The following is a 22,066-nucleotide window of genomic DNA, read 5'->3' as shown; positions in this document are numbered from 1 at the left end:
GGGGCAGTCACCCACACGAGGTAAATACCTGAAGGTTTTGCTGATGCATGCAAAACCTTCAGGGGTCGCAGTCTACGGTGAGTCCCAAGCCGCTCAACTGGCCCCGCCGGTAAGCCGGAAGCGCCCCGCGCTGCCCACACGTACGCACGCGATATGCCACCGCCCGGCCGGGCCAGTACAGCGAACCCAAGTCCCCCCACCGCAGGAGGCGTTCATGGTCACCGTATCCCCGCCGAAGTCCGAAGCGTCCGCATCTTGGGCGTACGCGCTCCAGCTGCCGAATGATCCGCTGGCCCCGCGGATCGCCCGAACCACCCTTCGGGCGGTCCTCACCGGACACGGCATGCCCCAACTCGCCGACACCGCCGAGCTGCTGACCTCCGAACTCGTCACCAACGCATACCGCCACTCCACCGGCCCCGCCACCCTCCACCTCCGCGCCCTCGGCAGCATCCGCCTCCGGGTGAGCGTCTGGGACGCCAACCCGCACATCCCGCCGCCCTTCGGCAAGAGCCCCGGTCCGCTCCAGCCCGTCCCGGCCGAGGCGGACGGCGGACGCGGCCTGTTCCTCGTGTGCCATTACGCGGACGCGTGGGGCGGCTACCCGCTCGGGGACGATCTCTTCGGGCGGGGCGGGAAGCTGCTGTGGTGCGAACTGGGGCCACGAGGTGCCGGGCAGGCGGCTGTGGCGTGAGGGCGCCTGGGTGGGGGGCGGCCGGACTGCCCCGGCGCTACCGTGGAGCCAGCGACACGCCCTGTAATCAGCGGAGGACCGTGGTGACCACCATGAGCGAGCGACCGGCGGCCATAGACGCTCCTCCGGCCGGAGCCTTTGCGGACATGCTCCGGATCGTCGAGGAACTGGACACACCTGACGGCTACAAGGCCGAACTCATCCGGGGGAAGATCGTCGTGTCGCCGTGGTCGAAGCTGCGCTACAAGAGGGCGATGAAGTCGCTGCGGCTGCAGCTTGAGCCTCATGCGCCGACGGGGCACGACGTTGACGTGGCGACCTTTCTCTTCACGTTCCCAGGTGCAGGACGGGGGTTCGGTCCCGACCTCCACGTAGCCGACGAAGCCGCCTTCGAAGTCGAGGGTCGGCACGCCGACGGCGCGGCCCTCTCCCTCGTTGCCGAGCTGACCTCCGAATCCACCAAAGACGCCGACTGGCTCGACAAGCTGGACACCTACGGGCGCGTCGTGCCCGTCTACCTCGTGCTCGACATGCAGGCGGAGGAGATCACCGCGTTCTGGGACCCGTCCGCGAAGGGCTACCGCTCGCGGACCACCGTTCCCTTCGGGAAGCCCCTCCACGTGCCCGCGCCCTTCGACTTCGAGCTGAACACGTCCGGGTTCGCCGCCCGCCCGGACGGCGACCGCGATGTCGAGGAGTGATCCACCCGTGATCACCACACCCCCAACCCCCTGATCAGCGCATTCGTTGCCAGCGATCACTGGCGTCGTGTGACTGCTCGGTGAAAGCCGATTACCGACAGGTACCCAAAGGGCCCCGCCGGGCATACCCTGCGGCTCATGACGGACTCGCAGGCCGCGGAGCAGGCCACGGAAAACACCGGCACTGATGAGACGGCCGCAACGGATGCGGCGGCCGTAACCGACGAGACGGCCGCAACCGGCGACACCAGCGCCACCGGCGCAGCCATCGGCACCAACCCCCTCGCCCCCGCCCCCGCAGGCGCCCGCACCGCAGCCGACGTCGTCACCCCCGAGCTGGTCGCGCAGCTCACGAAGGGTGTCGTCGGATCCGGACGGACCGCCAACCACACCCCGTTCACGGGCGAGAAGCTGGCCGATCTGCCCGAGTCCACTCCCGAGGACGTGGCGACCGCCTTCGAGCGGGCCCGCGCCGCTCAGGTCGCCTGGGGCGCCACTCCCGTACGGCAGCGCGCCGCCGTACTGCTCCGTTTCCACGACCTCGTGCTCGCGCGCCAGGCCGAGGTCCTCGACCTGATCCAGCTGGAGACCGGCAAGGCCCGGCTGCACGCGCACGAGGAGGTCCAGGCTGTCGCCGTGGCCGCGCGGCACTACGGACGCAAAGCCCCCTCCTACCTCAGGCCCAAGGGGCACACCGGCGCCATCCCCACCCTCACCAAGGTCACCGAACTGCGCCACCCGCGCGGTGTCGTCGGCCAGATCGCGCCCTGGAACTACCCCTTGGAGCTGTCGGTCGGCGACGCGCTTCCCGCCTTCGTCGCGGGCAACGCCGTCGTCATGAAGCCCGACACCGAGACCTGCCTCACCGCCCTCTGGGCCCGCGACCTGCTCATCGAGGCCGGGCTGCCCGCCGAGGTGTTCCAGGTCGTCATCGGCGAGGGACCCGTCGTCGGACCCGAGATCGTCAAGCACGCCGACTACGTCTCCTTCACCGGGTCCACCAGGACCGGCCGCGAGGTCGCGCAGGGTGCCGCCGCCCGTCTCGTCGGCGTCTCGCTCGAACTCGGCGGCAAGAACGCCATGTTGGTCCTTGAGGACGCGGACATCGACAAGGCCGCCGCCGGCGCCGTGCGGGCCTGCTTCTCCTCCGCCGGTCAACTCTGCATCTCCATCGAGCGGTTGTACGTCCACGAGGACATCGCCGATGTGTTCGCGGAGCGGTTCACCGCACGCACCAAGGCCATGCGGCTCGGCACCTCCCTCGCGTACGGGGCCGACATGGGCTCCCTGGTCGGCGCGCGGCAGCTTGAAACCGTCACCCGGCATGTGGACGAGGCCGTCGCCAAGGGGGCGAAGGTAGTGGCAGGCGGGGTCGCCCGGCCCGACATCGGGCCCTACTTCTACGAGCCCACCATCCTCGACGGCGTCGAGGCGCCCATGACCGTCTGCGCCCAGGAGACCTTCGGTCCCGTCGTCTCCCTCTACCGTTTCAAGACCGAGGACGAGGTCGTCGAACTCGCCAACTCCACGGCGTACGGCCTCAATTCCTCCGTCTGGACCAAGGACGGGCGGCGCGGTCGCGCGGTCGCGGCCCGGCTGCGTACCGGAACCGTCAACGTCAACGAGGGCTACGCGCCCGCGTACGGCAGCGTCCAGTCGCCCATGGGCGGCATGAAGGACTCCGGCCTCGGCCGCCGGCACGGCTCCGAGGGCATCCTCAAGTACACCGAGGCGCAGACCGTCGCCCACCAGCGGCTGCTGCCGATGGCGCCCTCGCTCGGCATGGACGACGAGAAGTACGCGGCGTTCATGAGCCGGAGCCTCAGGGTGATGAAGGCGCTGCGCCTCCGGTAGATCCCAGATCTGAATAGTTCTCAAAAGTTCTCAAAAGTTCTCAACGAGGAGAGCGGCACGTGTCACAGGAGAACTCTGCCCAGCAACCGAATGACGGTGCGAACGACGAGAAAGACGGCGCGTACGACGATGCCGCGTACGACGATGCCGCGTACGACTACGACGTCATCGTCGTCGGTTCCGGCTTCGGCGGGTCGGTCACGGCCCTCCGGCTCACCGAAAAGGGCTACCGCGTAGGCGTGTTGGAGGCGGGCCGCCGTTTCACCCGTGGCTCGTTGCCGAAGAACTCCTGGGACCTGAAGAACTACCTCTGGGCACCCAGGCTCGGCCTGTACGGCATCCAGCGCATCCATCTCCTGGGCAACGTCATGGTGTTGGCCGGGGCCGGCGTCGGCGGCGGTTCCCTGAACTACGCCAACACCCTCTACGTACCGCCGAAGGCCTTCTTCGAGGACCCGCAGTGGAAGGACATCACCGACTGGGAGGGGGAGTTGAAGCCGTACTACGACCAGGCCCGGCGGATGCTCGGCGTGCGGCTCAACCCGACCATGACCCCCTCCGACATCCACCTCAAGGCGGCCGCACAGCGGATGGGCGTCGGCGACACCTTCCACATGGCGCCGGTCGGTGTCTTCTTCGGTGACGGGGAGGACGCGGACGGGACGGCGAAGGCCAGGCCCGGCGGCGAAGTGGCGGACCCCTACTTCGGGGGCGCCGGACCGGCCCGCAAGGCCTGTACCGAGTGCGGCGAGTGCATGACCGGCTGTCGGCACGGCGCGAAGAACACCCTCAACGAGAACTACCTCCATCTGGCGGAGAAGACGGGTGCCGTCGTCCATCCCATGACGACGGTCGTGTCCGTCACCGACGACTCGCAGGGCGGGTACGCCGTCACCACCCTGCCCACGGACGAGAAACGCAAGGGCGACGGGCGGATGTTCAAGGCCCGCCGGGTGGTGATCGCCGCCGGCACCTACGGCACGCAGACCCTGCTGCACCGTATGAAGTCGAGCGGTCAACTGCCCTACATCTCGGGCAGGTTGGGCGAGCTGACCCGTACCAACTCCGAGGCCCTGGTGGGCGCGCAGACCGACAACCGCCGGTACCGCAAGGCGCACGGCAAGCCGAAGGTCGACTTCACCCAGGGCGTCGCGATCACGTCCTCGATCCACCCCGACGAGAACACCCACATCGAGCCTGTCCGCTACGGCAAGGGCTCGAACTCGATGGGCGGCCTGTCCATCCTCCAAGTCCCCTACACCGAAGGCTCATCGCCGCTGCTGGGATGGCTGTCCAACGCCGCGAAGCACCCTCTCCTCCTGCTCCGCTCGCTCTCCAACCGCCACTGGTCCGAGCGGAGCATCATCGGTCTGGTGATGCAGTCGGTGGACAACTCCCTGACGACGTACCTGAAGCCGAAGGGCGCGGGGAAAGGCCTGCTGACGGCACGTCAGGGACACGGCGCTCCCAACCCCCGGCAGATCAGGGCGGCTTCGGAGGGCGCGTCCGCGATCGCCGCCGAGATCAACGGCTTCGCGGGCAGCAACGTGGGCGAGCTGATGGGTACGCCGCTCACCGCGCACTTCCTGGGCGGCTGCCCGATCGGCGGCTCGGCGTCCTCCGGGGTCATCGACCCGTACCACCGGCTGTACGGCCACCCCGGCATCTCGGTCGTCGACGGCGCCGCCGTCTCCGCCAACCTCGGCGTCAACCCGTCGCTCACCATCACCGCCCAGGCCGAGCGCGCGATGTCGTACTGGCCCAACAAGGGCGAGGCCGACCCGCGTCCGGCACAGGGGGCGGCGTACGAGCGTCTGCGGCCGGTCGAGCCCCGGAACCTCGCCGTCCCCGCGGACGCGTTCGGCGCGCTGAAGCTGCCGTTCCTGGGGATGCCGACGGTGCCACCGAAGTCGTAACCCCCGCCGGTGACGGAAAGAAGGACCTGCACCCCCCTCCGAGCGCAGGTCCTTCATTCAGCTGTGGCCACCGGGCCGAGCCGCGTTACGCGGTCGCGCCACCCGACCTGCGGCGACGGACCACGTACACCGCACCCGCACCCGCGACGACGGCGACACCGCCGGTGAGGCCGATCAGCGGCAGCGCGGACGAGGAACCGGTCTCGGCGAGCGAGCCGGCGGCGTCCACCGTCTTGGCGTCGCTGATCTCCTTCGCACCGCCGGTCTGCGGCTTGGCGTCCGGCGGGCTGCCCGCGTCCGAGCCGGCGGCGAGGATGTCGAAGAAGTAGATCCAGCCGTTCGGGTCGTCGGCGACCCAGCAGCCCTCGTCGTCCGCGTACTGGGCGAAGCCGCCGGTCACGCCGATGGCGTCCGGGACGTCGCCGCTGACGCTGAGGCGCAGCTCGTACGAGGTCGACTGGCCGGCGCGGAGCGAGAACGGGGTGAAGGTGCCACCCTCGCCCGCGGCGCCCGCGACCTCCCGCCAGGTGCCGGAGTCCTTGTCGAGGACCTGCACGCTGATCTCGCCGGAGTAGTCCTCCTCGTCCCAGCCGATGGCCGCGACACCGATCAGCGGAGCGATGTTCGTGATGGTGTCGTCGCCGTGGTTGGAGATGTCGAACGAGAACGTCGTCCAGCCGCTGCCCGCGACGATCGTGTCCGGCAGCCCCGACAGGCCGCTGGTCAGGTCGGTGCTGATCTCGGTGAGGTCGTTCCCGTCCTCGTCGACACAGAGCTCGGGCTCGTCGCCCTCCTCCGGAGTGCTCTGAGTGGGACTCGGCGTGACGGGCGGAGTGCTGTCGCCGGCTGCCGGGGTGGTGTCCTCCGCGGCGGGCGTCGTGTCCTTGGCCGCGGGAGTGGTGTCCTGCGCCGCGGGCGTCGTGTCCTCGGCCGCCGGGGTGGTGACGTCCGCGGCGGGCGTGGTGTCCTCGGCCGCAGGTGTGCTGTCCTGCGCCGCGGGGCTGCTCTCCGCCGCGGCCGGGGGGTCGGTGTCCGCGAACGCGGCCGGCGCCGACAGGAGTGCCAGCGGGGCGAGGGCAGCCGTCGCGGCGGCAACGGCCATGGCACGACGAAGCTTCATGAAGACCTCGGGAAGTCTGGTGCACCGCGAGGCCGCGGTACTCAGGTGGGGCCTTCGCGGTGGGGCGCGGGTGTGGCCGTTGGTTCAGCAGGTGTGACACGAGCAACCTGTGAATGGTTGTGCCGACCTTCACAGGATCTTTATGTGGGGTCGGTCACATGGGCGGCCCGCCGAGGTGGGTCACGCAGGCCGGTCGTCACATGAGGTGGGCATGCGAAAGGCCCCGCGGTGGGGGTGACCCCCTGCTCGGACGAAATCCGTGAGCTGGGGGCGGAGCCGCGGGGCCCTTCGGCGTCAGCACCGACGTCAGGGCAGCGCCGGTGCCGGGGAGCGGCGCCGGGGGGTGCGCCGCTGGTCTGGGGGCCGCCGGTCGGCGCCCCGGCGCACTGGGGGCGCGCGCGTGGTGTCGACCAATGGCGGTAGTAGAGCAATTCGGTTGTGTTGCGGGGGACTTGAGCTGTTCTCGCATCGTGCGGGATGGGCGACGGACTCCGCAACCGTTACGACCGCATCTGAACAGATTCCGCCGGTCGGCCCCGGGCGTCCCCGGAGCCGGCCGTTCTCTTGGGTGACCGGGCTGCTGTCCCCTGCCGTCCGGTCCCAACCCTGGAGCGAGGTCCCACGACACACGGCACGTTCCGTACGTCTCATCGCTCCAGCGAAAGCCACGCGTGGTTTTTTCGGGCCCGCCCCTGGGTGGCACGGACACCGGGACCAACGAAGCCGCCGCGGAGGCGGTCACGCGCCGTACGGGTGAGAGGGCATGCGTACGTGCGTACGGCGTCGTACGGAGCGCGGATGCGGCCTCCGCGCGAAACCATCAGGCGTGGCCCCCGCGCGAAACCATCAGGCGTGGCCTCCGCGCGGAAGCTCCAGGCGCGGCCCCGTACGGAACGCCCCATACGGAACGCCCCGTACGGCACTCAGACGCGGCCCCGGCACAGCTCCAGCAGCGTCTTCGCCAGCGAGGTGCCCGGCTTGCCCAGCGCGTCCCTGTAGTGGCCGAGGATCTCCATCTCGCGCGAGAGGTTCACGCGCCGGCCGCCGGAGGAGATCCGGGCCTCCTGGATCACCGCCGAGACGGCCATCCGTTCCTGGACGAGGCCGATGATCCGGTCGTCCAGGGCGTCGATGCGCTCACGGGCACCGGTGATCGTGTCGGCGGCCTCGTCGGTGCGGGCGCCGGTCTTGTCGAGTACGTCGGCCGCGTCGGCCATGGTGGGGCTCCTCTTGTGTCTTGTGGTGACGGGGTGCCCCGGAGCGGCGAGGTCCGGAAACGGCAGACGCCCCGGGCCTTGTCGGCCCGGGGCGCCTGGGAAGTCGCTTGTCAGTTGCTCAAGCAGCACGACCATGGCAGCCGGTGGGCCGGTTGCCATAGGTAAAGACGAAGTTCGTCGCGTGCGTGAGCATGGGAGCAGTATGCAGGGGCGGGGCGTCCTGGCCAAGACGGTTCGGATGCTGAGACGAGCCTTGCTGAGGCCGAGGGGGTCTGGGGGCGCTGCATCCATCAGCGGCTCGGCCGCGGGCCCCAGGTACGGGACGGGCAGGGGGCGGAGGGGGCGAAAAAACCTCCCCAGCCACCCCCCACCCGCACCCCCGGTAGACTCGCCCCCCACACCCTTTGCTCACCGCCGGAAGGCAAACCGTGCCAGAAGTGTCCCCCGCCGCCCCCGACACCGTCCTGGTCGTCGACTTCGGTGCGCAGTACGCCCAGCTCATCGCCCGCCGCGTCCGCGAGGCCCGGGTCTACAGCGAGATCGTGCCGAGCACCATGCCGGTCGAGGAGATGCTCGCCAAGAACCCGGCGGCGATCATCCTCTCCGGCGGCCCCTCGTCGGTGTACGCGGAGGGTGCCCCCCGCCTCGACCGCGCGCTGTTCGAGGCGGGCGTTCCCGTCTTCGGCATGTGCTACGGCTTCCAGCTGATGGCGACGACACTCGGCGGCACGGTCGACAACACCGGCGCCCGCGAGTATGGCCGTACGCCGCTCCATGTCTCCAAGTCGGGCTCCACCCTCTTCGAGGGCACCCCCGACGAGCAGTCGGTGTGGATGTCGCACGGAGACGCCTGCTCCGCCGCCCCCGAGGGCTTCACGGTGACCGCCTCCACGGACGTCGTCCCGGTCGCGGCCTTCGAGAACGACGAGAAGAAGCTGTACGGAGTCCAGCACCACCCCGAGGTGATGCACTCCACGTACGGCCAGCAGGTACTCGAACACTTCCTGTACCGGGGCGCGGGCCTCACCCCGTCCTGGACCACGGGCAACGTCATCGACGAGCAGGTCGCACTGATCCGCGAGCAGGTCGGCAGCAAGCGGGCCATCTGCGGGCTGTCGGGCGGCGTGGACTCCGCCGTCGCCGCCGCCCTCGTACAGAAGGCCATCGGCTCGCAGCTGACCTGCGTGTACGTCGACCACGGCCTGATGCGCAAGGGCGAGACCGAGCAGGTCGAGAAGGACTTCGTGGCCGCGACCGGCGTACAGCTGAAGGTCGTGGACGCGCAGGAGCGGTTCATCGCCGCGCTCGCCGGGGTGTCCGACCCCGAGGAGAAGCGGAAGATCATCGGGCGCGAGTTCATCCGGGTCTTCGAGCAGGCGCAGGCCGACATCATCGCCGAGGCCGCCGCGGGCGAGGACGTCGCCTTCCTGGTGCAGGGCACGCTCTACCCGGACGTGGTCGAGTCCGGTGGCGGCACCGGCACGGCCAACATCAAGTCCCACCACAACGTCGGCGGCCTCCCCGAGGACCTCGAATTCGAGCTCGTCGAGCCGCTGCGCAAGCTGTTCAAGGACGAGGTCCGGATGGTCGGCCAGGAGCTCGGCCTGCCGGACGAGATCGTCCAGCGCCAGCCCTTCCCCGGTCCCGGCCTCGGCATCCGCATCGTGGGCGAAGTGACCAAGGAGCGGCTCGACCTGCTCCGCGAGGCCGACGCGATCGCCCGTGAGGAGCTGACCGCCGCCGGACTCGACCGCGAGATCTGGCAGTGCCCGGTCGTGCTGCTCGCGGACGTCCGCTCCGTCGGCGTCCAGGGCGACGGCCGTACGTACGGTCATCCGATCGTGCTGCGTCCGGTGTCGAGCGAGGACGCCATGACCGCCGACTGGTCGCGTCTCCCGTACGACGTCCTCGCCAAGATCTCGACCCGCATCACGAACGAGGTCGCGGACGTCAACCGAGTCGTCCTCGACGTGACGAGCAAGCCCCCGGGCACCATCGAGTGGGAGTAGTCCCGACGCTCATCTGCGCTTGAGAGTCCGCACCGGCTCTCCGGGCTTCCAGATCTCGACGACCAGATACGTGTCGTCCTCGACGTAGGTCCGTACGACCTCCGTCAGCTCGGTGCGGAAGAGGTGGAACGGCTGCGGCGGTTCCACCTCTTTCACGTACGCGGCCTTCGCCTCGGAGTCCTCGACCTCGACCGCCCGTCCGCTGATCCGGACGTCCCCGCCCGCCATCTGCGCGTCCGCCCCCGGATTCACCTGGAGCGCGAAGCGCGGGTCGCGGCGCAGGTCCAGCGCCTTGAGCGAGTCCGGCATCATGCCGAGCCACAGCTCTCCGTGCAGGAAACGGACTTCGAGGCCGGAGGTGCGGGGGGAGCCGTCCTTGCGCAGGGTCGCCAGGGTGTGGTGCGTGAAGGCCGTGAACCGGTCCTCGGCCGCGCTGGCCAGGTCGGGTTCCGCGGCGCTGAAAACCGCCCAGTTCGATGGCGCCGGATGAGTCATCGGATGAGTCATACGCCGAGTCTCGCGCGGCTACCCGACATCTTCTGTCCGGTATTCGCGTGCTCTCGGCGACTTTCCGGGTGCTCTCGGCGACCGAGGGGCACCCGGGACTACCCGGGACTACCCGGGACTTGTAACGGTTGCGCACTCTCTTCACGGAACGGCCCTGTTCACCGGGGCTGACCGAGGGTAACTTCCGCTCCGTACCGGACACGCCCGCTGGAGGACATATGCACGGGCCCACCCCGCCCCTGCCCCTACCCACCGACCGGCTGCGGTTCGCCATGCCGCCGAGGCACGAGTCGACGGACGACGAGCGGCGGCACCGCAAGGAGCGGCTGGCCGGGGCGCTGCGGCTCTTCGGACGGCTTGGGTTCGAGGACGGGGTCTCCGGTCACATCACCGCGCGCGACCCCGAGTACAGCGACTGCTTCTGGGTGAACCCCTTCGGGATGCCGTTCAAGCACGTCACCGTGAGCGACCTCGTCATGGCCAACCAGGACGGGCAGGTGATCGACGGCAGTTACCACGTGAACCAGGCGGCCTTCACCGTGCACGCCCAGGTCCACGCGGCCCGTCCCGACGTCGTCGCCGTCGCCCACTGCCATTCCGTGCACGGACGCGCCCTGTCCGCCCTCGGCGACCTGCTCGACCCGATCACCCAGGAGAGTTGCGCCTTCTACGAGGACCACGCGCTGTACGACTCCTACACCGGCGTCGCCGTCGACGCCGAGGAGGGCCGCCGGATCGCCTCCGCACTCGGCACCGGCAAGGCCCTCGTGCTGCGCAACCACGGGCTGCTGACGGTCGGGGACTCGGTGGACGCGGCGGCCTGGTGGTTCCTGTCCATGGAACGGTCGAGCCAGGTGCAGCTCACCGCGCTGGCCGCGGGCCGGCCGATCCTCATCGACCACAAGCAGGCGGTCGCCACGCGGGAGCAGCTGGGCGGCGATCTGGTCGCATGGATCAACTACCAGCCGTTGTGGCAGGACATCAGCCGGAGCGAGCCCGATCTCCTTTCGTAGGGGATTCGTTCGCCGTCTTCCCTCGGGGGTTCAGGGCGGGCGTTCCGTCGGGAGTCCGTGGCGGGGGTTCAGAACCCCCGGAGCACCGCCGCCTTCGTAGCCGCGAACTCCTCGTCCGTGAGCACGCCGTCGCGGTGCAGCTCGCCCAACTCCCGCAGACGGCGCAGGAGTACGTCGTGGTGGTCGGCCGGGGGCGATGCGGCGGGAGCGGGTTGGGGGCGGTCCACGTTCTCGCCCGTGCGGGTGGACGGATGCGGCAGGCGTGCGGTGACGGCGGTGGCGACGAGCGCCGTGAGCAGGTCGCGGCGGGTGCTGCCCCACAGATCGAGGGCGTACGGGTCTTTCTCGGTCGGCAGTTTGGAGAAGACGGTCTCGCCGGTCACGAAACGCAGAAAGCCGTCCTGGTAGCCGGAGTTGGGCAGCCACTCGACCCGTACCAGGTCACTCACGGCGATGATCCGCGGACCCGTCGCCCGCTTGACCCGGTCGGAGGTGTCCGCCCAGTCGATCCGCACCTGCGTACCGTCGAACGACACCGTGCCGTCGCTGGATCGGACCGAGACGGGGGCCGGCGGGCCCGGGAGGAGATATGTCTTCACCGGTTCCTGGGGGACCTGGTCAAGGAGCAGCGCGTGGCGGATCTCCTCGGCGATGTACTCCGCGACCCCGGAACGGTCGATGTCGACCGCCAGCCGGTACGGGTCGGCGGCGTCGGGCAGCCGGCCACCGGTCGCCTGGAGGAGCGGGTCGGCGCCCTCGCGCAGCCTCAGCCGCAGGCGGCCGCGCTTGCGTTCGGGTTCATAGACGATCCCTGAGATAGCCTCCAGGGGAACAGCGATCTCTCCATACGTCTGCCGGAACAGCGGCACGGAGCGGTGCAGTCCCGGCGTGATCCTGACCGTGTTGCCGTCGAAGGCCCAGGTCCCGTCACGCTGGATGATCTCGGCCATACGCGAATTCTCGCAGCCGGGTCAACACGGGCGCTTGTGCATCACCCGCGCTGACCGGACCTGCCGGACGCGGGCCGTGTTCCGTACGGCACAATGCGCTGTCATCGCGGCGCAGTAGTAAGGCAGTCAGGCGTACGGAAGGTCTGGCCGCAAGGGAGTTCTTGGCGCGGGGAAGGCGGCAGCGGACGTGGCGGTGCAGGAGGCGAGACACGGCGCGGAGCGTGGTGCGGGGCGTGGCGCGGGGTCCGGTGACGGGCTTGGCGCCGGGCTGGGTTCCGGGCTGGGTTCCGGGCAGGGCACACACGGGGGTGGGTGCACCTGCGGGGACTGCCCGCACGGAGCGCGCGAGGGGCACCGGCGCGCTGTCTCCGCGTTCCTCGCCAAGCGTGACGAGTTGGCGTCCGGGCACGGGCTGCCCATCGCCGTCGCCCACTCGGCGTCCGCGTCCCGGCAGTGGGTCTCGGACGAACTGACCCAGGCCGCGGACATCGTCGCCGAGCGCGGGCGCGTCGACGGCGAGGCCTGGCTCGGGCGACTGTGGCGGCGTACGGCCTTCGTCGTGTGGGGAGCCACCGTCGCGCTGCTCCTGGTGCAGGCGCTCACCGCCATCGGCGCGGGGTGGACGGCCGCGCGGACGGCCGGGCTGCTCGCGGCTCTTGTGGTGGGCGGGGCGCTGACCGGAGCGGGTTATCTCCACCGGGCGCGGGGTGGCGCTCTTGCCCCCGCCATCGGGGAGGACAACCGCCTCTCCACCTCGCGTGTGGTGGCGGGGAGTTGGGTTCTCTTCGTCGTGTACGCCGTCCTTGTGCTCGTCGGGCAGTTGGCGGCGGCCTCCGCGCACGGCACCCGCGACGAACTCATCGCCGGTCTCGAACTCGCCCGGGGCGCCGGGGTGGTGACCGTCGTCGCCGTGGTGTGCGGGATCGCCGTGCTGGTGCGGCGGGTGGTGGGGCTGCGGGTGCTCGGCCAGCGGCTGCAGAAGGTGCGGGCGGATCGGCCGCGGGCGTCCGATCTTCTGACCGACGACTCCGGGCGGGGGTCCTTCGCGGACATCCAGTACGTGGTGATCGTCGCGGTCGCTCTGGTGTTCGCTGCGGTGCGGTTGGCGCGGCGGCCCTCGCAGTTGCCGGATCTGCCGTGGGGGCTGGCGGTGCTGGTCCTGGTGTCCGCCGCCACCTATCTCGCCGGGAAGTACGCCGAGGGCGGGAAGCCGGTGATCCTCTCCGTCGTCCGCTCCCGTGAGGCGGGCGACCTCGACGCGCCGATCCGTACCGGGGACGACATCGAGATCCGGGGGGCCGGGTTCGTGCCGCCCGGCGCGCAGACGGCGGACCGGCTGTCGCGGATGGTGGTACGGATCGGGCCGGTCCACGTCCATGTGCCGTTGGTTCCCGTGCCCGGGGGGTTCAGCAATCCCACGGACGCGGTCCTCACCGTGCCTGTGCCGGTCGATGTGGAGCCGGGGCGGGTGGAGGTGCAGGTGGTTACGGCTGCGGGGGTCGAGACGAATCGGTGCGTGATCGATGTGACGGACTGAGGGACCGACGGCGCCTTGTGCGGGTGGGTGCGTGGTGTTCGGTCCGGTGCCGGTGCCGGTGCCGGCACCGGTGCCCGTGCCGGTGCCCGTGCCGGTGCCGGTGCCCGTGCCCGTGCGTGTGCGTGTGCCCGTGCCCGTGCGTGTGCCGTCTGGTGGGTGGGTCGGGGGCGTGCCGGTACGTCCCGCCCGTCGCCGACGGATCAGACGTCGGGCAAGGGTGCGGGGGTTCGGTGACGCGGGCGTACGCGACGGGCATGTGGACGTACCGGCACGCCCCCTTCCGTCGTCGTTCGGCTGCGGGTCGTGGGGCGGCGGCAATGCTTTTCGGCTCCGGCCCGGCGGTCCTTGAGCTCTTCAGCTCCGGTCGGGGAGATCTTTGAGCTTGTCCGGAAGTAGTGGCAGGCGCGGGTCGGCACTTCGCTACGGAGAGTCGGCCTGGGTTGGGGTCGTTTCCGGGACCCGTTCCGCCGCGGGTGCTGGAATGCCTGCGGCGGAGGTGTGGGCTTTGCGCCAGGGCAGCAGCAGCGCACTCGACAGACACAGCACGCCGGCGATGAACAGCGCACCACGGACGCCTGCCGCCTCGGCGATGAAGCCGCCGGCGATCATGAAGACTGCCTGGCAGATTTTCGAGCTGACGGACCAGGAGGTGCCCACGCGGGTCATGAACGCGTCCTGCGTTGCCTCCATGCGGTAGGTGGTGAACGACGGGTTGAAGACGCCGGCGGCGAAGAGCAGCCCGAAGTCGGCGGCCACGATGATGAACACGCCGAGAGCGCCGGAGGGTGCCAGCGGCAACAAGATCGTCCAGAGTGTGCGTGCGACGCCGGACGACAGCAGGATGCGGCGCTGCCCGAACCGCCGGGTGAGCAGCGAGGTCAGGCGTGAACCCAGAACGCCACCCAGGCACGGCAGCCCCAGAGCGAGGCCGTACTGCCACGGTGCGAGGCCGAGGTCACGCAGCATGAGGACGGCAATCAGCGGTGACGTCATCATGATGGAGCCGCCGAAGAGCAGCGAGTTGCAGAACAGCGAGCGCAATCCTCGATGCTCCAGGATGTACTGCCAGCCTGCGGCGATGTCGTGGCCCAGATGAGGGGCGGCGGCGGATGGCGGTGGCGCGGGTTCGGGTCGCCGGATGCGGCGGATGCCCAGGGCGGATCCAAGGAAGGACACGGCGTCGGCCGCCATCGTCGCGGTAGGGCCCAGGACACCGACCAGGAGCCCGCCGACGGGTGGCCCGGCGCTGACGCTGATCCAGTTGGTGGTCTCGAACAGGCTGTTGGCACGAAGGCGGCGGTCGGGCAGGACGAGCGCCTTGAGGTGCGCGCCGCTCGCCGCGTCGAACGCGACTGCCGCGGCCGTCTGAAGGATGCCGACGGCACAGAGATGGACGAAGGTGAGCACGCCGAAAGCCGCCGCGACCGGAACGCTCACCAGCACGGCACAGCGGACCAGATCAGCAGTGATCATGACGGGCCGCTTGTACTGGTGCTCAATACGGACACCGAGCGGAAGAGCGATCACGGCGCTGGCCATGGCGGACAGAGCTGCGAGTAGCGAGACTTGGAGCGCCGAGGAATGCAGCACCAGGAGGGCGACCAGTGGCAATGCCCCCATGGCGATGGCACTGCCCGCAGCACTGATTGCGTAGGCGCCCCACAACCGTCGAAAATCCGGCCCGAGCGTGACCTGCCGTGCCAATGCGTCCTCCCCGACCTATGAAGGCAGTCAGCATAGGGACTTGGACCGCCCGCCAAGCTCGGTCATCCTTCACCGCGCGCTTCGGTACCCGGATCAGAAGCATGCTCTGCCCCCTGCCGCGCGGAATACACGACCAGCCGGGCCGAGAGGAGGCGACGTCGTTGCTCGTCTCGTCCGTGGCTATGGCCGCGTCCACCAGCTCCGGCGTGAACACCCTCGTCAGGATTCCTAGGTGCGGCCGGCAACCGGCCCTCACCCCTCCATGAGCTGGGCAACGGCTCGTCCGCTTCAAAAGCAACCGCATTGGGGGCGGTAGCCCCCAGGTACGGGACGGGTAGGGGCGGAGGGGGCGAGAAAAACCACGTCGGACACCCGCGCCGGGTGGCCATGGCGCCCGGTCGCTGGAGGGTGGACGAAAACGGGCACCCCGATCCTTGAGCGGGTGCCTGCTGTCGTACGTATGGTCTGTTGAGGGGTCAACGGAACGCGGGCGAAAGGCGGCGGAGAGCGATGACTCACAGTATGCGAACGGATACCCCCAGCCCCTATCTCGACGGGAGGCGGGACTGGCGGGACTCCGCCACCCGATACGCCCTGCTTCCCCTGCGCGTCTTTCTCGGCGTCACTTTCATCTACGCCGGCCTGGACAAACTCACCAACAGCGCGTTCATGGCGGACTCCGGCGCCGGTTCGATCGGCGACATGATGCGCTCGGTCCGGGACTCCTCAGCGATCCCGGCCCTCGTGGATCTGTCGCTGAAGAATCCCGTCGGCTTCGGCTATGCCATCGCTTTCGGTGAACTCGCCGTCGGTATCGGCACCTTGATCGGCCTGCTGGCCCGTCTCGCCGCCTTCGGTGGCGCCCTCATCTCCCTCAGCCTGTGGCTGACCGTGAGCTGGGCCGCCGACCCGTACTACTACGGCAACGACCTGATCTATCTGATGGCCTGGCTGCCCCTGGTACTGGCAGGCGCCTCGGTCTTCTCCGTGGACGCCGGGCTGAGGGCGAGGCGCAGGCAACGGGCCGGCGGTTATCGCTAGGTCCTCCGGCCTGGGCGCAGGTTGACAGCTTCCGGGGCGAGCGGCGTTCGGCGTCCGTCCCGGTGCGTGTCCCGGTGCCGGTTGGCGTTCCGGCACCGGTGGGCGGGTGTGTGTGGAGAAGTCCGACGTGGCTAACCTCCCTTGCCCGGCGCCGTCACCGGTTCCCGGCGGGACCTGCGGCGTCTTCGCACGGCGTGGGTCAGCAGAGCGACCGTGCCTGCGAGGCAGAGGCCGAATGCGACGACGGGGATGATCGCGAACCACGGTGTCTCCCACAGGCCGCCCGCGTCGCCGGCGTAGATGACGCCCGCGAGGGTGAGGAAGCAACCCGCGACCAGCTTTCCCGGCTGGAACTCATGACGTCGCACGGGTCACCTCCGCCTGGCCGACGCCGACCTGGAGGTCGAGGTCGAGCGTGCCGCCGTTCTTGTCGGCGGTCGCGGGGGAGAGTGTCACGCTCTTGTGCTTGCCCGGCTGCACGTCCACGTCCTTCTTGTCGTCGCCCGGCAACTGGATGTCTCCGACACCGACATCGACGGTCAGATTCACGGTCACGTCCTTCGGGACGATCACCTTGAGATGGCCCGCACCCACCTCCGCGTTCGTCGTCACCGTCTGGCCCTTGGCGAGGTCGAGGCCCGTCAGGTCCAGGGTGCCCACGCCCGTGCCGAGGTCGTACGACTCCTGTACGTCGGTCACGGCGGTCGGTGTCCAGTTCGTGCGCACCCAGTGGGTGCTGATGTCCTTCGGCAGCGCGGCGGAGCCGGCGAGCAGGCCTGCGGTGATCAACGCGAGGAAGATCGAGCCCGCGCCCGTACGCCCCTTGAACGCGCTGATCGCGATGCCCAGGCCGAACACGATCAGCGCACAGGCCAGGCCGGTCTGCAGGCTGGTGCCGAGCGTGTGCTCCTCCCACGTCAGGCTTGTGCCGAGGATGCCCGCGATGAGCGCGAGCACGAACACCCAGCCGCCGATCCAGCGTGGGCCGGACGGCTTGGGCTGCCGGGCCGTGCGTATGTCCGGGCGGCTGGTGCCCCGGGCGATGTTGAGCGCGGCAGCCGCGTCCCGGTCCTGGGCGTCCGGCGGTCCCCACAGATAGCCGGTGCCGCCCACATGGGAGCCGTCCTTGATGATCGGGTCGCGCCACCAGGAGGGGTAGGAGGCGGGGACGGGCGGTGCCTGCGCCTCCGGCGGGGCGTCGGCGACGGCCTGGGCGGCGAGCGGGTCGGGGTCGGGCGCGCCGCGCTGCTGCGACCAGAACCCCGCGCCCGCCAGGAGCAGGGCGAGGACCACGGCGAAGGTCAGCACCCCGCCGTTGTTGAGCATCGAGAGGAACACCCCGCAGCCCACCAGGGCGAACAGCACGGCCGTCAGCGCCTGACCGTCCACGCGGCCGGTCAGGAGCTTGCGTACCTCGTTCTCCTCGTCATCGTCGTACGGCACGAACAGCCACACGAAGCCGTAGAAGATGAGGCCGATGCCGCCGGTCGCGGAGAGCACCGCGAGCACGATCCGGAAGATCACCGGGTCCATGTCGCACTGCCGCCCCAGCCCGGCGCACACCCCGCCCAGCATCTTGTGGCGCCGGTCGCGACGGAACTTGAGGGGCGTGCCTGGTGCGGTCGTCGCCGACCCGGCCGTGACCCGGTCCTCGTGCGTGCGCGGCTCCTCACCCGGGGCGGGCGGCACGGCGTCCCGCGGCCCGGGACCCGGGGGCGGGGCGGCCGGGCCGCGGGCGGGGTCCGGCTCCGCCGCCGCGTGCTGGTGGTCTGTCATGCGTCCATGGTGACGGGCGGGGAGGCGCGGCGGCAGTCGGGATGACCCTGGCCGAACCCTGATTTCGGCCCTGAGGGGGGCCGGGGAGCCGTTCGAGCAGCGGATTCTCGAAGATCAGGGACCGGGTTGCCGGGGTTCAGGCGCCGGGTTCCTCCCGAATCGGGCATCGGGTTGCTGAGGATCAGGCGCCGGACTCCTGCGGAATTCGGCATCGGGTTGCTGAGGATCAGGCGCCGGGCTCCTGCGGAATTCGGCATCGGGTTGCTGAGGATCAGACGCCGGACTCCTGCGGAATTCGGCACCGGGTTGCTGAGGATCAGCCACTGGGTTCCTCCGGAATTCGGCATCGGGTTTTCGAGGTTCGGGCGCCGGTCTCTCGAAGATCAGATATTGGTTTCCCGAAGATCAGGGGAGTCTCGGGGGTCGACCCTGATGCCCGGGCCCGCCGGGCGTGTGAACATCGATGGCATGCCGGAAGCCGCAGCCATCCCCCTGGACGCCCCGCGGCCCCCGCGCAAGCTCTACCGCAGCAGCGACGGACGCTGGCTCGGGGGCGTGGCGCGAGGGCTCGCCGGGCATCTCGGGCTGCCGGTAATCTGGGTGCGGCTCATGTTCGTCGGCCTGTTCATGGCGGACGGACTGGGGGCGCTGCTGTATGCCGCGTTCTGGTTCTTCGTGCCGCTCGGCGTCGGCGGGGTGGGAGGAGCCGGCGGGCGTACGCCGGGCATCTCCACCGAGACCGCTCCCGACGGCCGCCGCAGACTCGTGGCACGCAAGCCGGACAAGGGACAGATCGTCGCGCTCCTCCTCATGGTCGTCGTGGCCATGGTCTTCGTCGGCAATGTGAACCTGGGCGGCGGAGCGAAGGCGTATCTGTGGCCGACCGTGCTCGTCGGTGCGGGCGTCGCCCTGGTCTGGCGTCAGGCGGACAATGCGCGGCGGGCCCGCTGGGTCGAGGTCGGCCGTCGTCGGCGCACGCTCACGCTGCTGCGATCCGCGGCGGGCGTCCTGCTGGTCACAGCCGGCGTGTCCGGGATATTCGTCCTCCAGGGCTCGGCCGCTCACCTCGGCTCCGTCCTCCAGGCGGCACTCGCGGTCCTGGTCGGCATAGCGCTGCTGGCCGGCCCCTATCTCGTACGCATGACACAGGACCTCTCCGAGGAGCGCCTGATGCGTATCCGCGCCCAGGAGCGGGCCGAAGTCGCCGCCCATGTCCATGACTCGGTGCTGCACACCCTGACCCTGATCCAGCGCAACGCGGACAATGGGAACGAGGTACGGCGTCTGGCCCGCGCCCAGGAGCGCGACCTGCGTACCTGGCTCTACAAACCTGAGGGCACCGGAAAGGATGAGGCGGACGAGCCCGACACCCTCGCCGAGGCGGTCCGGCGCAATGCCGCGGAGGTCGAGGACAAGCACGGCGTCCCCATCGAGGTCGTGGTCGTCGGCGACTGCCCTCTGGACGACGGCGTTTCCGCGCAGATGCAGGCCGCGCGGGAAGCGATGGTGAACGCGGCCAAGTACGGTGGCGAGGGCGGCGCGGTACAGGTCTTCGCCGAAGTCGAGGGCACGACGGTGTTCGTGTCCGTCCGCGACCGCGGCCCCGGCTTCGACCTCGACGCGATACCCGCCGACCGCATGGGCGTCAGAGAATCGATCATCGGCCGCATGGAGCGCAACGGCGGTACGGCGCGGCTGCGCGCGGTGCCGGACGGCGGCACGGAGGTCGAGCTGGAGATGGAGAGGGCGGAGAGGACGTCATGAGAGACACGAACGGGCCTGTGGAGTCCGGCAGTTCTGCCGGTGCGGAGGAGACCCCTTCGGCCGCCGTCGCGTCCGGAGAGGCCGCGGCTGGGTCGGCCGCTGCCGGGAGTGGGCGGCATGCGCGGGTCGTGCTCGTCGACGACCACCGCATGTTCCGTACGGGAGTTCAGGCCGAGATCGGGGAGACCGAGCGGACCGGCGTCGAGGTCGTCGGCGAGGCCGCGGACGTCGACCAGGCGGTCACGGTCATCACGGCCACGCGGCCCGAGGTCGTGCTGCTCGACGTGCACCTGCCGGGCGGCGGTGGTGTCGAAGTGCTGCGCCGTTGCGCTCCGTTGATGGGCGACGCCCAGCAGCCGGTCCGCTTCCTCGCGCTGTCCGTGTCGGACGCCGCGGAGGACGTGATCGGCGTGATCCGTGGCGGCGCCCGGGGCTATGTCACCAAGACGATCACCGGTACGGACCTCGTGGACTCCATCTTCCGCGTCCAGGACGGAGACGCGGTCTTCTCGCCACGCCTGGCAGGGTTCGTCCTCGACGCGTTCGCCTCGACCGACGCCCCGCCGGTCGACGAGGACCTCGACCGTCTCACCCAGCGCGAGCGCGAGGTCCTGCGCCTCATCGCCCGCGGCTATGCGTACAAGGAGATCGCGAAGCAGCTGTTCATCTCCGTCAAGACGGTCGAGTCCCATGTCTCGGCGGTGCTGAGGAAGCTCCAGCTGTCGAACCGGCATGAGCTGACCCGGTGGGCGACTGCTCGGCGGCTGGTGTGACCCGGGGAGCCGCGGACTGACGCGACTCTCCGGTAGGCGCGTGAGCGATCACGCGGATACCCTGTGCGCGACGAGAGGAGGACGGCATGCTGCTGCGGTTCCGCGTGGCGAACGTGAGATCGCTGCGCGACGAGCAAGAGCTGTCCTTCGTAGTGCCGCAGGGCGAGGAGTCGGACGCGGCACGCTTGCTGACCTTGTCCGACGGAAAGTCGATCCAGGTCTATCCGCTGCTTGGCATCTTCGGCGCGAACGCTTCGGGCAAGTCCAACGTCATCGTCGCACTGAAGAAGATGAAGGAAGCGGTTCTCGGTTCGTACGCTCAGTGGACGTCCTACCAGGGGATTCCCCGGGAGGAGTTCGCGCTGGACCCGAAGTCGGCCGCGGAGAGCACCTTCTACGAAGCCGACTTCGTGTTGGACGACGGCGTCCGCTGGACCTACGGGTTCGAGCTCGGACCGAGGGTGGTGGAGTCGGAATGGCTTCACGCATATCCCAAGGGGCGGCGGCAGGTGTGGCTGGACCGCGACGCCACGCGTGACAACGTCTAGAAGGGATCGCTCCTGCCGGCCGGGCGAGGGAGAAGTGAGGAACTCGACGACCTGGGCCGGCGACTGTGGCTGGGGCGGGCCGCTGAACAGGGCTGACTATCTGGACGGCGGGTTCACGGCGAGGGCTTTGAAGAACGTGTAGTGGAACGTGCCCTCGGCGGTGGCCGTGCGGTGCAGGTCCGCGATGCCACGGTCCCAGTCCGACGGGTTCATCAGCCCTGCGGCGAGGGCGTCCTCGCGTATCGACTCGACCATGGTGATGAAGGTGTTGCGGGTGAAGCCGTTCACCAGGGCGGGGCGGGAGCGGTCCGCGTAGACCGTATGGGGGCGGACCACCACATCCTCGTAGCCGGCGGCGGTGACGAGCGGATGTAGCTGGCGGCCGATCAGGGCGTTGCCGCCTGCCGTGGCCTGGAGCTGGACCTGGCAGTCGATTGTTGCGTGGGCGTATGCGCTGTGGGGGTGGAAGAACGTCGAGCCGTGGTCGCCCTCGATGACGGTGAGAGTGCCGCCGGGGCGCAGCACGCGGCGCAGCGCGGTGAGAGCCCGGCGTGGGGCGGTCAGGTGCTCCAGGACGAAGCAGACGAAGACATGGTCGAACGCAGCTTCTGGGAAGGGTAGTTCGAAGAGATTCGCCTGGTGCCACGATATGTGTGCGTCGGGGGCGTACTCCGTTACGTGGGTGCGCGCCTGGGCGAGGGAATCGGCCGAGATGTCGACCGCCGTGAAGTGCGCCTCCGGGCTTGCCGCCAACAGGTGCACCGTCTGTGCACCTACACCGCAACCGACCTCGAGGACCCTGCTGCCCGCGGGGTACGCCGTGCCCGAGTGCAGCAGGGCCGCCAGGGTGTCGGCCTGGTCGCCGAGGCGGCGGGTCTCGTGGGTGGAGTAGCCGTGTACGTAGTCGGTAGGTGTGGTCATGGGTCGAGCCTTGTCTGACAA

19 protein-coding genes are annotated in these 22,066 nt (G+C 69.8%); 11 read left to right on the top strand and 8 right to left on the bottom strand.

The window, feature by feature from the left end:
* Positions 1–214 precede the first annotated feature (214 nt).
* The 4 genes from ACIPC1_RS30410 to ACIPC1_RS30395 all read left to right on the top strand — a co-directional run bounded on the left by ACIPC1_RS30410 (position 215) and on the right by ACIPC1_RS30395 (position 5,165).
* Positions 215–694 carry an ATP-binding protein gene (locus ACIPC1_RS30410; RefSeq protein WP_402522702.1) on the top strand — a complete coding sequence of 160 codons (480 nt, stop codon included), beginning with the start codon at positions 215–217 and terminating at the stop codon, positions 692–694.
* A gap of 92 nt (positions 695–786) precedes the next feature.
* Positions 787–1,395 (top strand): Uma2 family endonuclease, encoded by a 609-nt coding sequence (locus ACIPC1_RS30405; protein ID WP_402522699.1) that lies wholly within the window; start codon positions 787–789, stop codon positions 1,393–1,395.
* Positions 1,396–1,533: 138 nt separating this feature from the next.
* On the top strand, positions 1,534–3,249 hold the full coding sequence (locus ACIPC1_RS30400) for a succinic semialdehyde dehydrogenase (RefSeq protein WP_402522697.1): 1,716 nt from the start codon (positions 1,534–1,536) through the stop codon (positions 3,247–3,249).
* A gap of 59 nt (positions 3,250–3,308) precedes the next feature.
* Positions 3,309–5,165 carry a GMC family oxidoreductase N-terminal domain-containing protein gene (locus tag ACIPC1_RS30395; RefSeq protein ID WP_402522695.1) on the top strand — a complete coding sequence of 619 codons (1,857 nt, stop codon included), beginning with the start codon at positions 3,309–3,311 and terminating at the stop codon, positions 5,163–5,165.
* Positions 5,166–5,250: 85 nt separating this feature from the next.
* On the opposite strand, the gene ACIPC1_RS30390 is transcribed toward ACIPC1_RS30395, so the two are convergent.
* Positions 5,251–6,285 carry a hypothetical protein gene (locus ACIPC1_RS30390; protein WP_402522692.1) on the bottom strand — a complete coding sequence of 345 codons (1,035 nt, stop codon included), beginning with the start codon at positions 6,283–6,285 and terminating at the stop codon, positions 5,251–5,253.
* Positions 6,286–7,208: 923 nt separating this feature from the next.
* A complete protein-coding gene (locus tag ACIPC1_RS30385; protein ID WP_402522689.1) occupies positions 7,209–7,502 on the bottom strand; it encodes a chorismate mutase in 294 nt (97 codons plus the stop codon).
* Positions 7,503–7,930: 428 nt separating this feature from the next.
* On the opposite strand from ACIPC1_RS30385, the gene guaA reads away from it, so the two are divergent.
* Entirely contained in the window at positions 7,931–9,511 is a 1,581-nt protein-coding gene (guaA, locus tag ACIPC1_RS30380; protein ID WP_402522687.1) for a glutamine-hydrolyzing GMP synthase, read from the top strand.
* Between the two features lie 9 nt (positions 9,512–9,520).
* On the opposite strand, the gene ACIPC1_RS30375 is transcribed toward guaA, so the two are convergent.
* On the bottom strand, positions 9,521–10,006 hold the full coding sequence (locus tag ACIPC1_RS30375) for a pyridoxamine 5'-phosphate oxidase family protein (RefSeq protein WP_402522685.1): 486 nt from the start codon (positions 10,004–10,006) through the stop codon (positions 9,521–9,523).
* Positions 10,007–10,236: 230 nt separating this feature from the next.
* On the opposite strand from ACIPC1_RS30375, the gene ACIPC1_RS30370 reads away from it, so the two are divergent.
* Positions 10,237–11,031 carry a class II aldolase/adducin family protein gene (locus tag ACIPC1_RS30370; RefSeq protein ID WP_384379516.1) on the top strand — a complete coding sequence of 265 codons (795 nt, stop codon included), beginning with the start codon at positions 10,237–10,239 and terminating at the stop codon, positions 11,029–11,031.
* Positions 11,032–11,099: 68 nt separating this feature from the next.
* Here the strand turns inward: ACIPC1_RS30370 and ACIPC1_RS30365 are convergent, their stop codons facing one another.
* The gene (locus ACIPC1_RS30365; protein WP_402522681.1) at positions 11,100–11,981 is read right to left on the bottom strand and encodes a DUF4429 domain-containing protein; all 882 of its coding nucleotides are present in this window, start codon (positions 11,979–11,981) and stop codon (positions 11,100–11,102) included.
* Between the two features lie 268 nt (positions 11,982–12,249).
* Between ACIPC1_RS30365 and ACIPC1_RS30360 the strand changes: the two genes are divergently transcribed.
* Positions 12,250–13,518 (top strand): hypothetical protein, encoded by a 1,269-nt coding sequence (locus tag ACIPC1_RS30360; RefSeq protein WP_402522981.1) that lies wholly within the window; start codon positions 12,250–12,252, stop codon positions 13,516–13,518.
* A 420-nt stretch (positions 13,519–13,938) separates the two neighbouring features.
* Here ACIPC1_RS30360 and ACIPC1_RS30355 read toward each other — a convergent pair whose 3' ends face one another.
* On the bottom strand, positions 13,939–15,222 hold the full coding sequence (locus tag ACIPC1_RS30355; RefSeq protein ID WP_402522679.1) for an MFS transporter: 1,284 nt from the start codon (positions 15,220–15,222) through the stop codon (positions 13,939–13,941).
* Positions 15,223–15,732: 510 nt separating this feature from the next.
* On the opposite strand from ACIPC1_RS30355, the gene ACIPC1_RS30350 reads away from it, so the two are divergent.
* Entirely contained in the window at positions 15,733–16,263 is a 531-nt protein-coding gene (locus ACIPC1_RS30350; RefSeq protein WP_384379530.1) for a DoxX family protein, read from the top strand.
* A gap of 131 nt (positions 16,264–16,394) precedes the next feature.
* Here the strand turns inward: ACIPC1_RS30350 and ACIPC1_RS30345 are convergent, their stop codons facing one another.
* Both ACIPC1_RS30345 and ACIPC1_RS30340 read right to left on the bottom strand, forming a co-directional pair.
* A complete protein-coding gene (locus tag ACIPC1_RS30345) occupies positions 16,395–16,631 on the bottom strand; it encodes a hypothetical protein (protein ID WP_402522677.1) in 237 nt (78 codons plus the stop codon).
* Positions 16,618–18,039, bottom strand: a complete 1,422-nt coding sequence (locus ACIPC1_RS30340; protein WP_402522674.1) for a PspC domain-containing protein — start codon at positions 18,037–18,039, stop codon at positions 16,618–16,620. The genes ACIPC1_RS30345 and ACIPC1_RS30340 overlap by 14 nt, the downstream gene beginning before the upstream one ends.
* 432 nt (positions 18,040–18,471) lie before the next feature.
* Between ACIPC1_RS30340 and ACIPC1_RS30335 the strand changes: the two genes are divergently transcribed.
* The 3 genes from ACIPC1_RS30335 to ACIPC1_RS30325 all read left to right on the top strand — a co-directional run bounded on the left by ACIPC1_RS30335 (position 18,472) and on the right by ACIPC1_RS30325 (position 21,124).
* Positions 18,472–19,803: a PspC domain-containing protein gene (locus ACIPC1_RS30335; protein WP_384379539.1), complete on the top strand. Its 1,332-nt coding sequence runs from the start codon at positions 18,472–18,474 to the stop codon at positions 19,801–19,803.
* Positions 19,800–20,576: a LuxR C-terminal-related transcriptional regulator gene (locus ACIPC1_RS30330; RefSeq protein ID WP_402522671.1), complete on the top strand. Its 777-nt coding sequence runs from the start codon at positions 19,800–19,802 to the stop codon at positions 20,574–20,576. The genes ACIPC1_RS30335 and ACIPC1_RS30330 overlap by 4 nt, the downstream gene beginning before the upstream one ends.
* An 86-nt stretch (positions 20,577–20,662) precedes the next feature.
* Positions 20,663–21,124, top strand: coding sequence for an ATP/GTP-binding protein (locus tag ACIPC1_RS30325; RefSeq protein WP_402522669.1), 462 nt, complete (start codon positions 20,663–20,665; stop codon positions 21,122–21,124).
* Between the two features lie 96 nt (positions 21,125–21,220).
* Here ACIPC1_RS30325 and ACIPC1_RS30320 read toward each other — a convergent pair whose 3' ends face one another.
* On the bottom strand, positions 21,221–22,045 hold the full coding sequence (locus tag ACIPC1_RS30320; protein WP_402522666.1) for an L-histidine N(alpha)-methyltransferase: 825 nt from the start codon (positions 22,043–22,045) through the stop codon (positions 21,221–21,223).
* Positions 22,046–22,066 lie beyond the last annotated feature (21 nt).

The organism is Streptomyces sp. NPDC087263, from assembly GCF_044744645.1.
Taxonomy (GTDB): domain Bacteria; phylum Actinomycetota; class Actinomycetes; order Streptomycetales; family Streptomycetaceae; genus Streptomyces.
The sequence above is the reverse complement of the archived record's forward strand: the minus strand, read 5'-3'. Positions and strand labels throughout refer to the sequence as shown.

Coding starts and splice junctions, on each gene's coding strand:
- ACIPC1_RS30410 (WP_402522702.1), top strand. CDS start 215: ATGGTCACCGTATCCCCGCCGAAGTCCGAAGCGTCCGCATCTTGGGCG.
- ACIPC1_RS30405 (WP_402522699.1), top strand. CDS start 787: ATGAGCGAGCGACCGGCGGCCATAGACGCTCCTCCGGCCGGAGCCTTT.
- ACIPC1_RS30400 (WP_402522697.1), top strand. CDS start 1,534: ATGACGGACTCGCAGGCCGCGGAGCAGGCCACGGAAAACACCGGCACT.
- ACIPC1_RS30390 (WP_402522692.1), bottom strand. CDS start 6,285: ATGAAGCTTCGTCGTGCCATGGCCGTTGCCGCCGCGACGGCTGCCCTC.
- ACIPC1_RS30385 (WP_402522689.1), bottom strand. CDS start 7,502: ATGGCCGACGCGGCCGACGTACTCGACAAGACCGGCGCCCGCACCGAC.
- ACIPC1_RS30375 (WP_402522685.1), bottom strand. CDS start 10,006: ATGACTCATCCGGCGCCATCGAACTGGGCGGTTTTCAGCGCCGCGGAA.
- ACIPC1_RS30370 (WP_384379516.1), top strand. CDS start 10,237: ATGCACGGGCCCACCCCGCCCCTGCCCCTACCCACCGACCGGCTGCGG.
- ACIPC1_RS30365 (WP_402522681.1), bottom strand. CDS start 11,981: ATGGCCGAGATCATCCAGCGTGACGGGACCTGGGCCTTCGACGGCAAC.
- ACIPC1_RS30350 (WP_384379530.1), top strand. CDS start 15,733: ATGACTCACAGTATGCGAACGGATACCCCCAGCCCCTATCTCGACGGG.
- ACIPC1_RS30340 (WP_402522674.1), bottom strand. CDS start 18,039: ATGACAGACCACCAGCACGCGGCGGCGGAGCCGGACCCCGCCCGCGGC.
- ACIPC1_RS30335 (WP_384379539.1), top strand. CDS start 18,472: ATGCCCGGGCCCGCCGGGCGTGTGAACATCGATGGCATGCCGGAAGCC.
- ACIPC1_RS30330 (WP_402522671.1), top strand. CDS start 19,800: ATGAGAGACACGAACGGGCCTGTGGAGTCCGGCAGTTCTGCCGGTGCG.
- ACIPC1_RS30325 (WP_402522669.1), top strand. CDS start 20,663: ATGCTGCTGCGGTTCCGCGTGGCGAACGTGAGATCGCTGCGCGACGAG.
- ACIPC1_RS30320 (WP_402522666.1), bottom strand. CDS start 22,045: ATGACCACACCTACCGACTACGTACACGGCTACTCCACCCACGAGACC.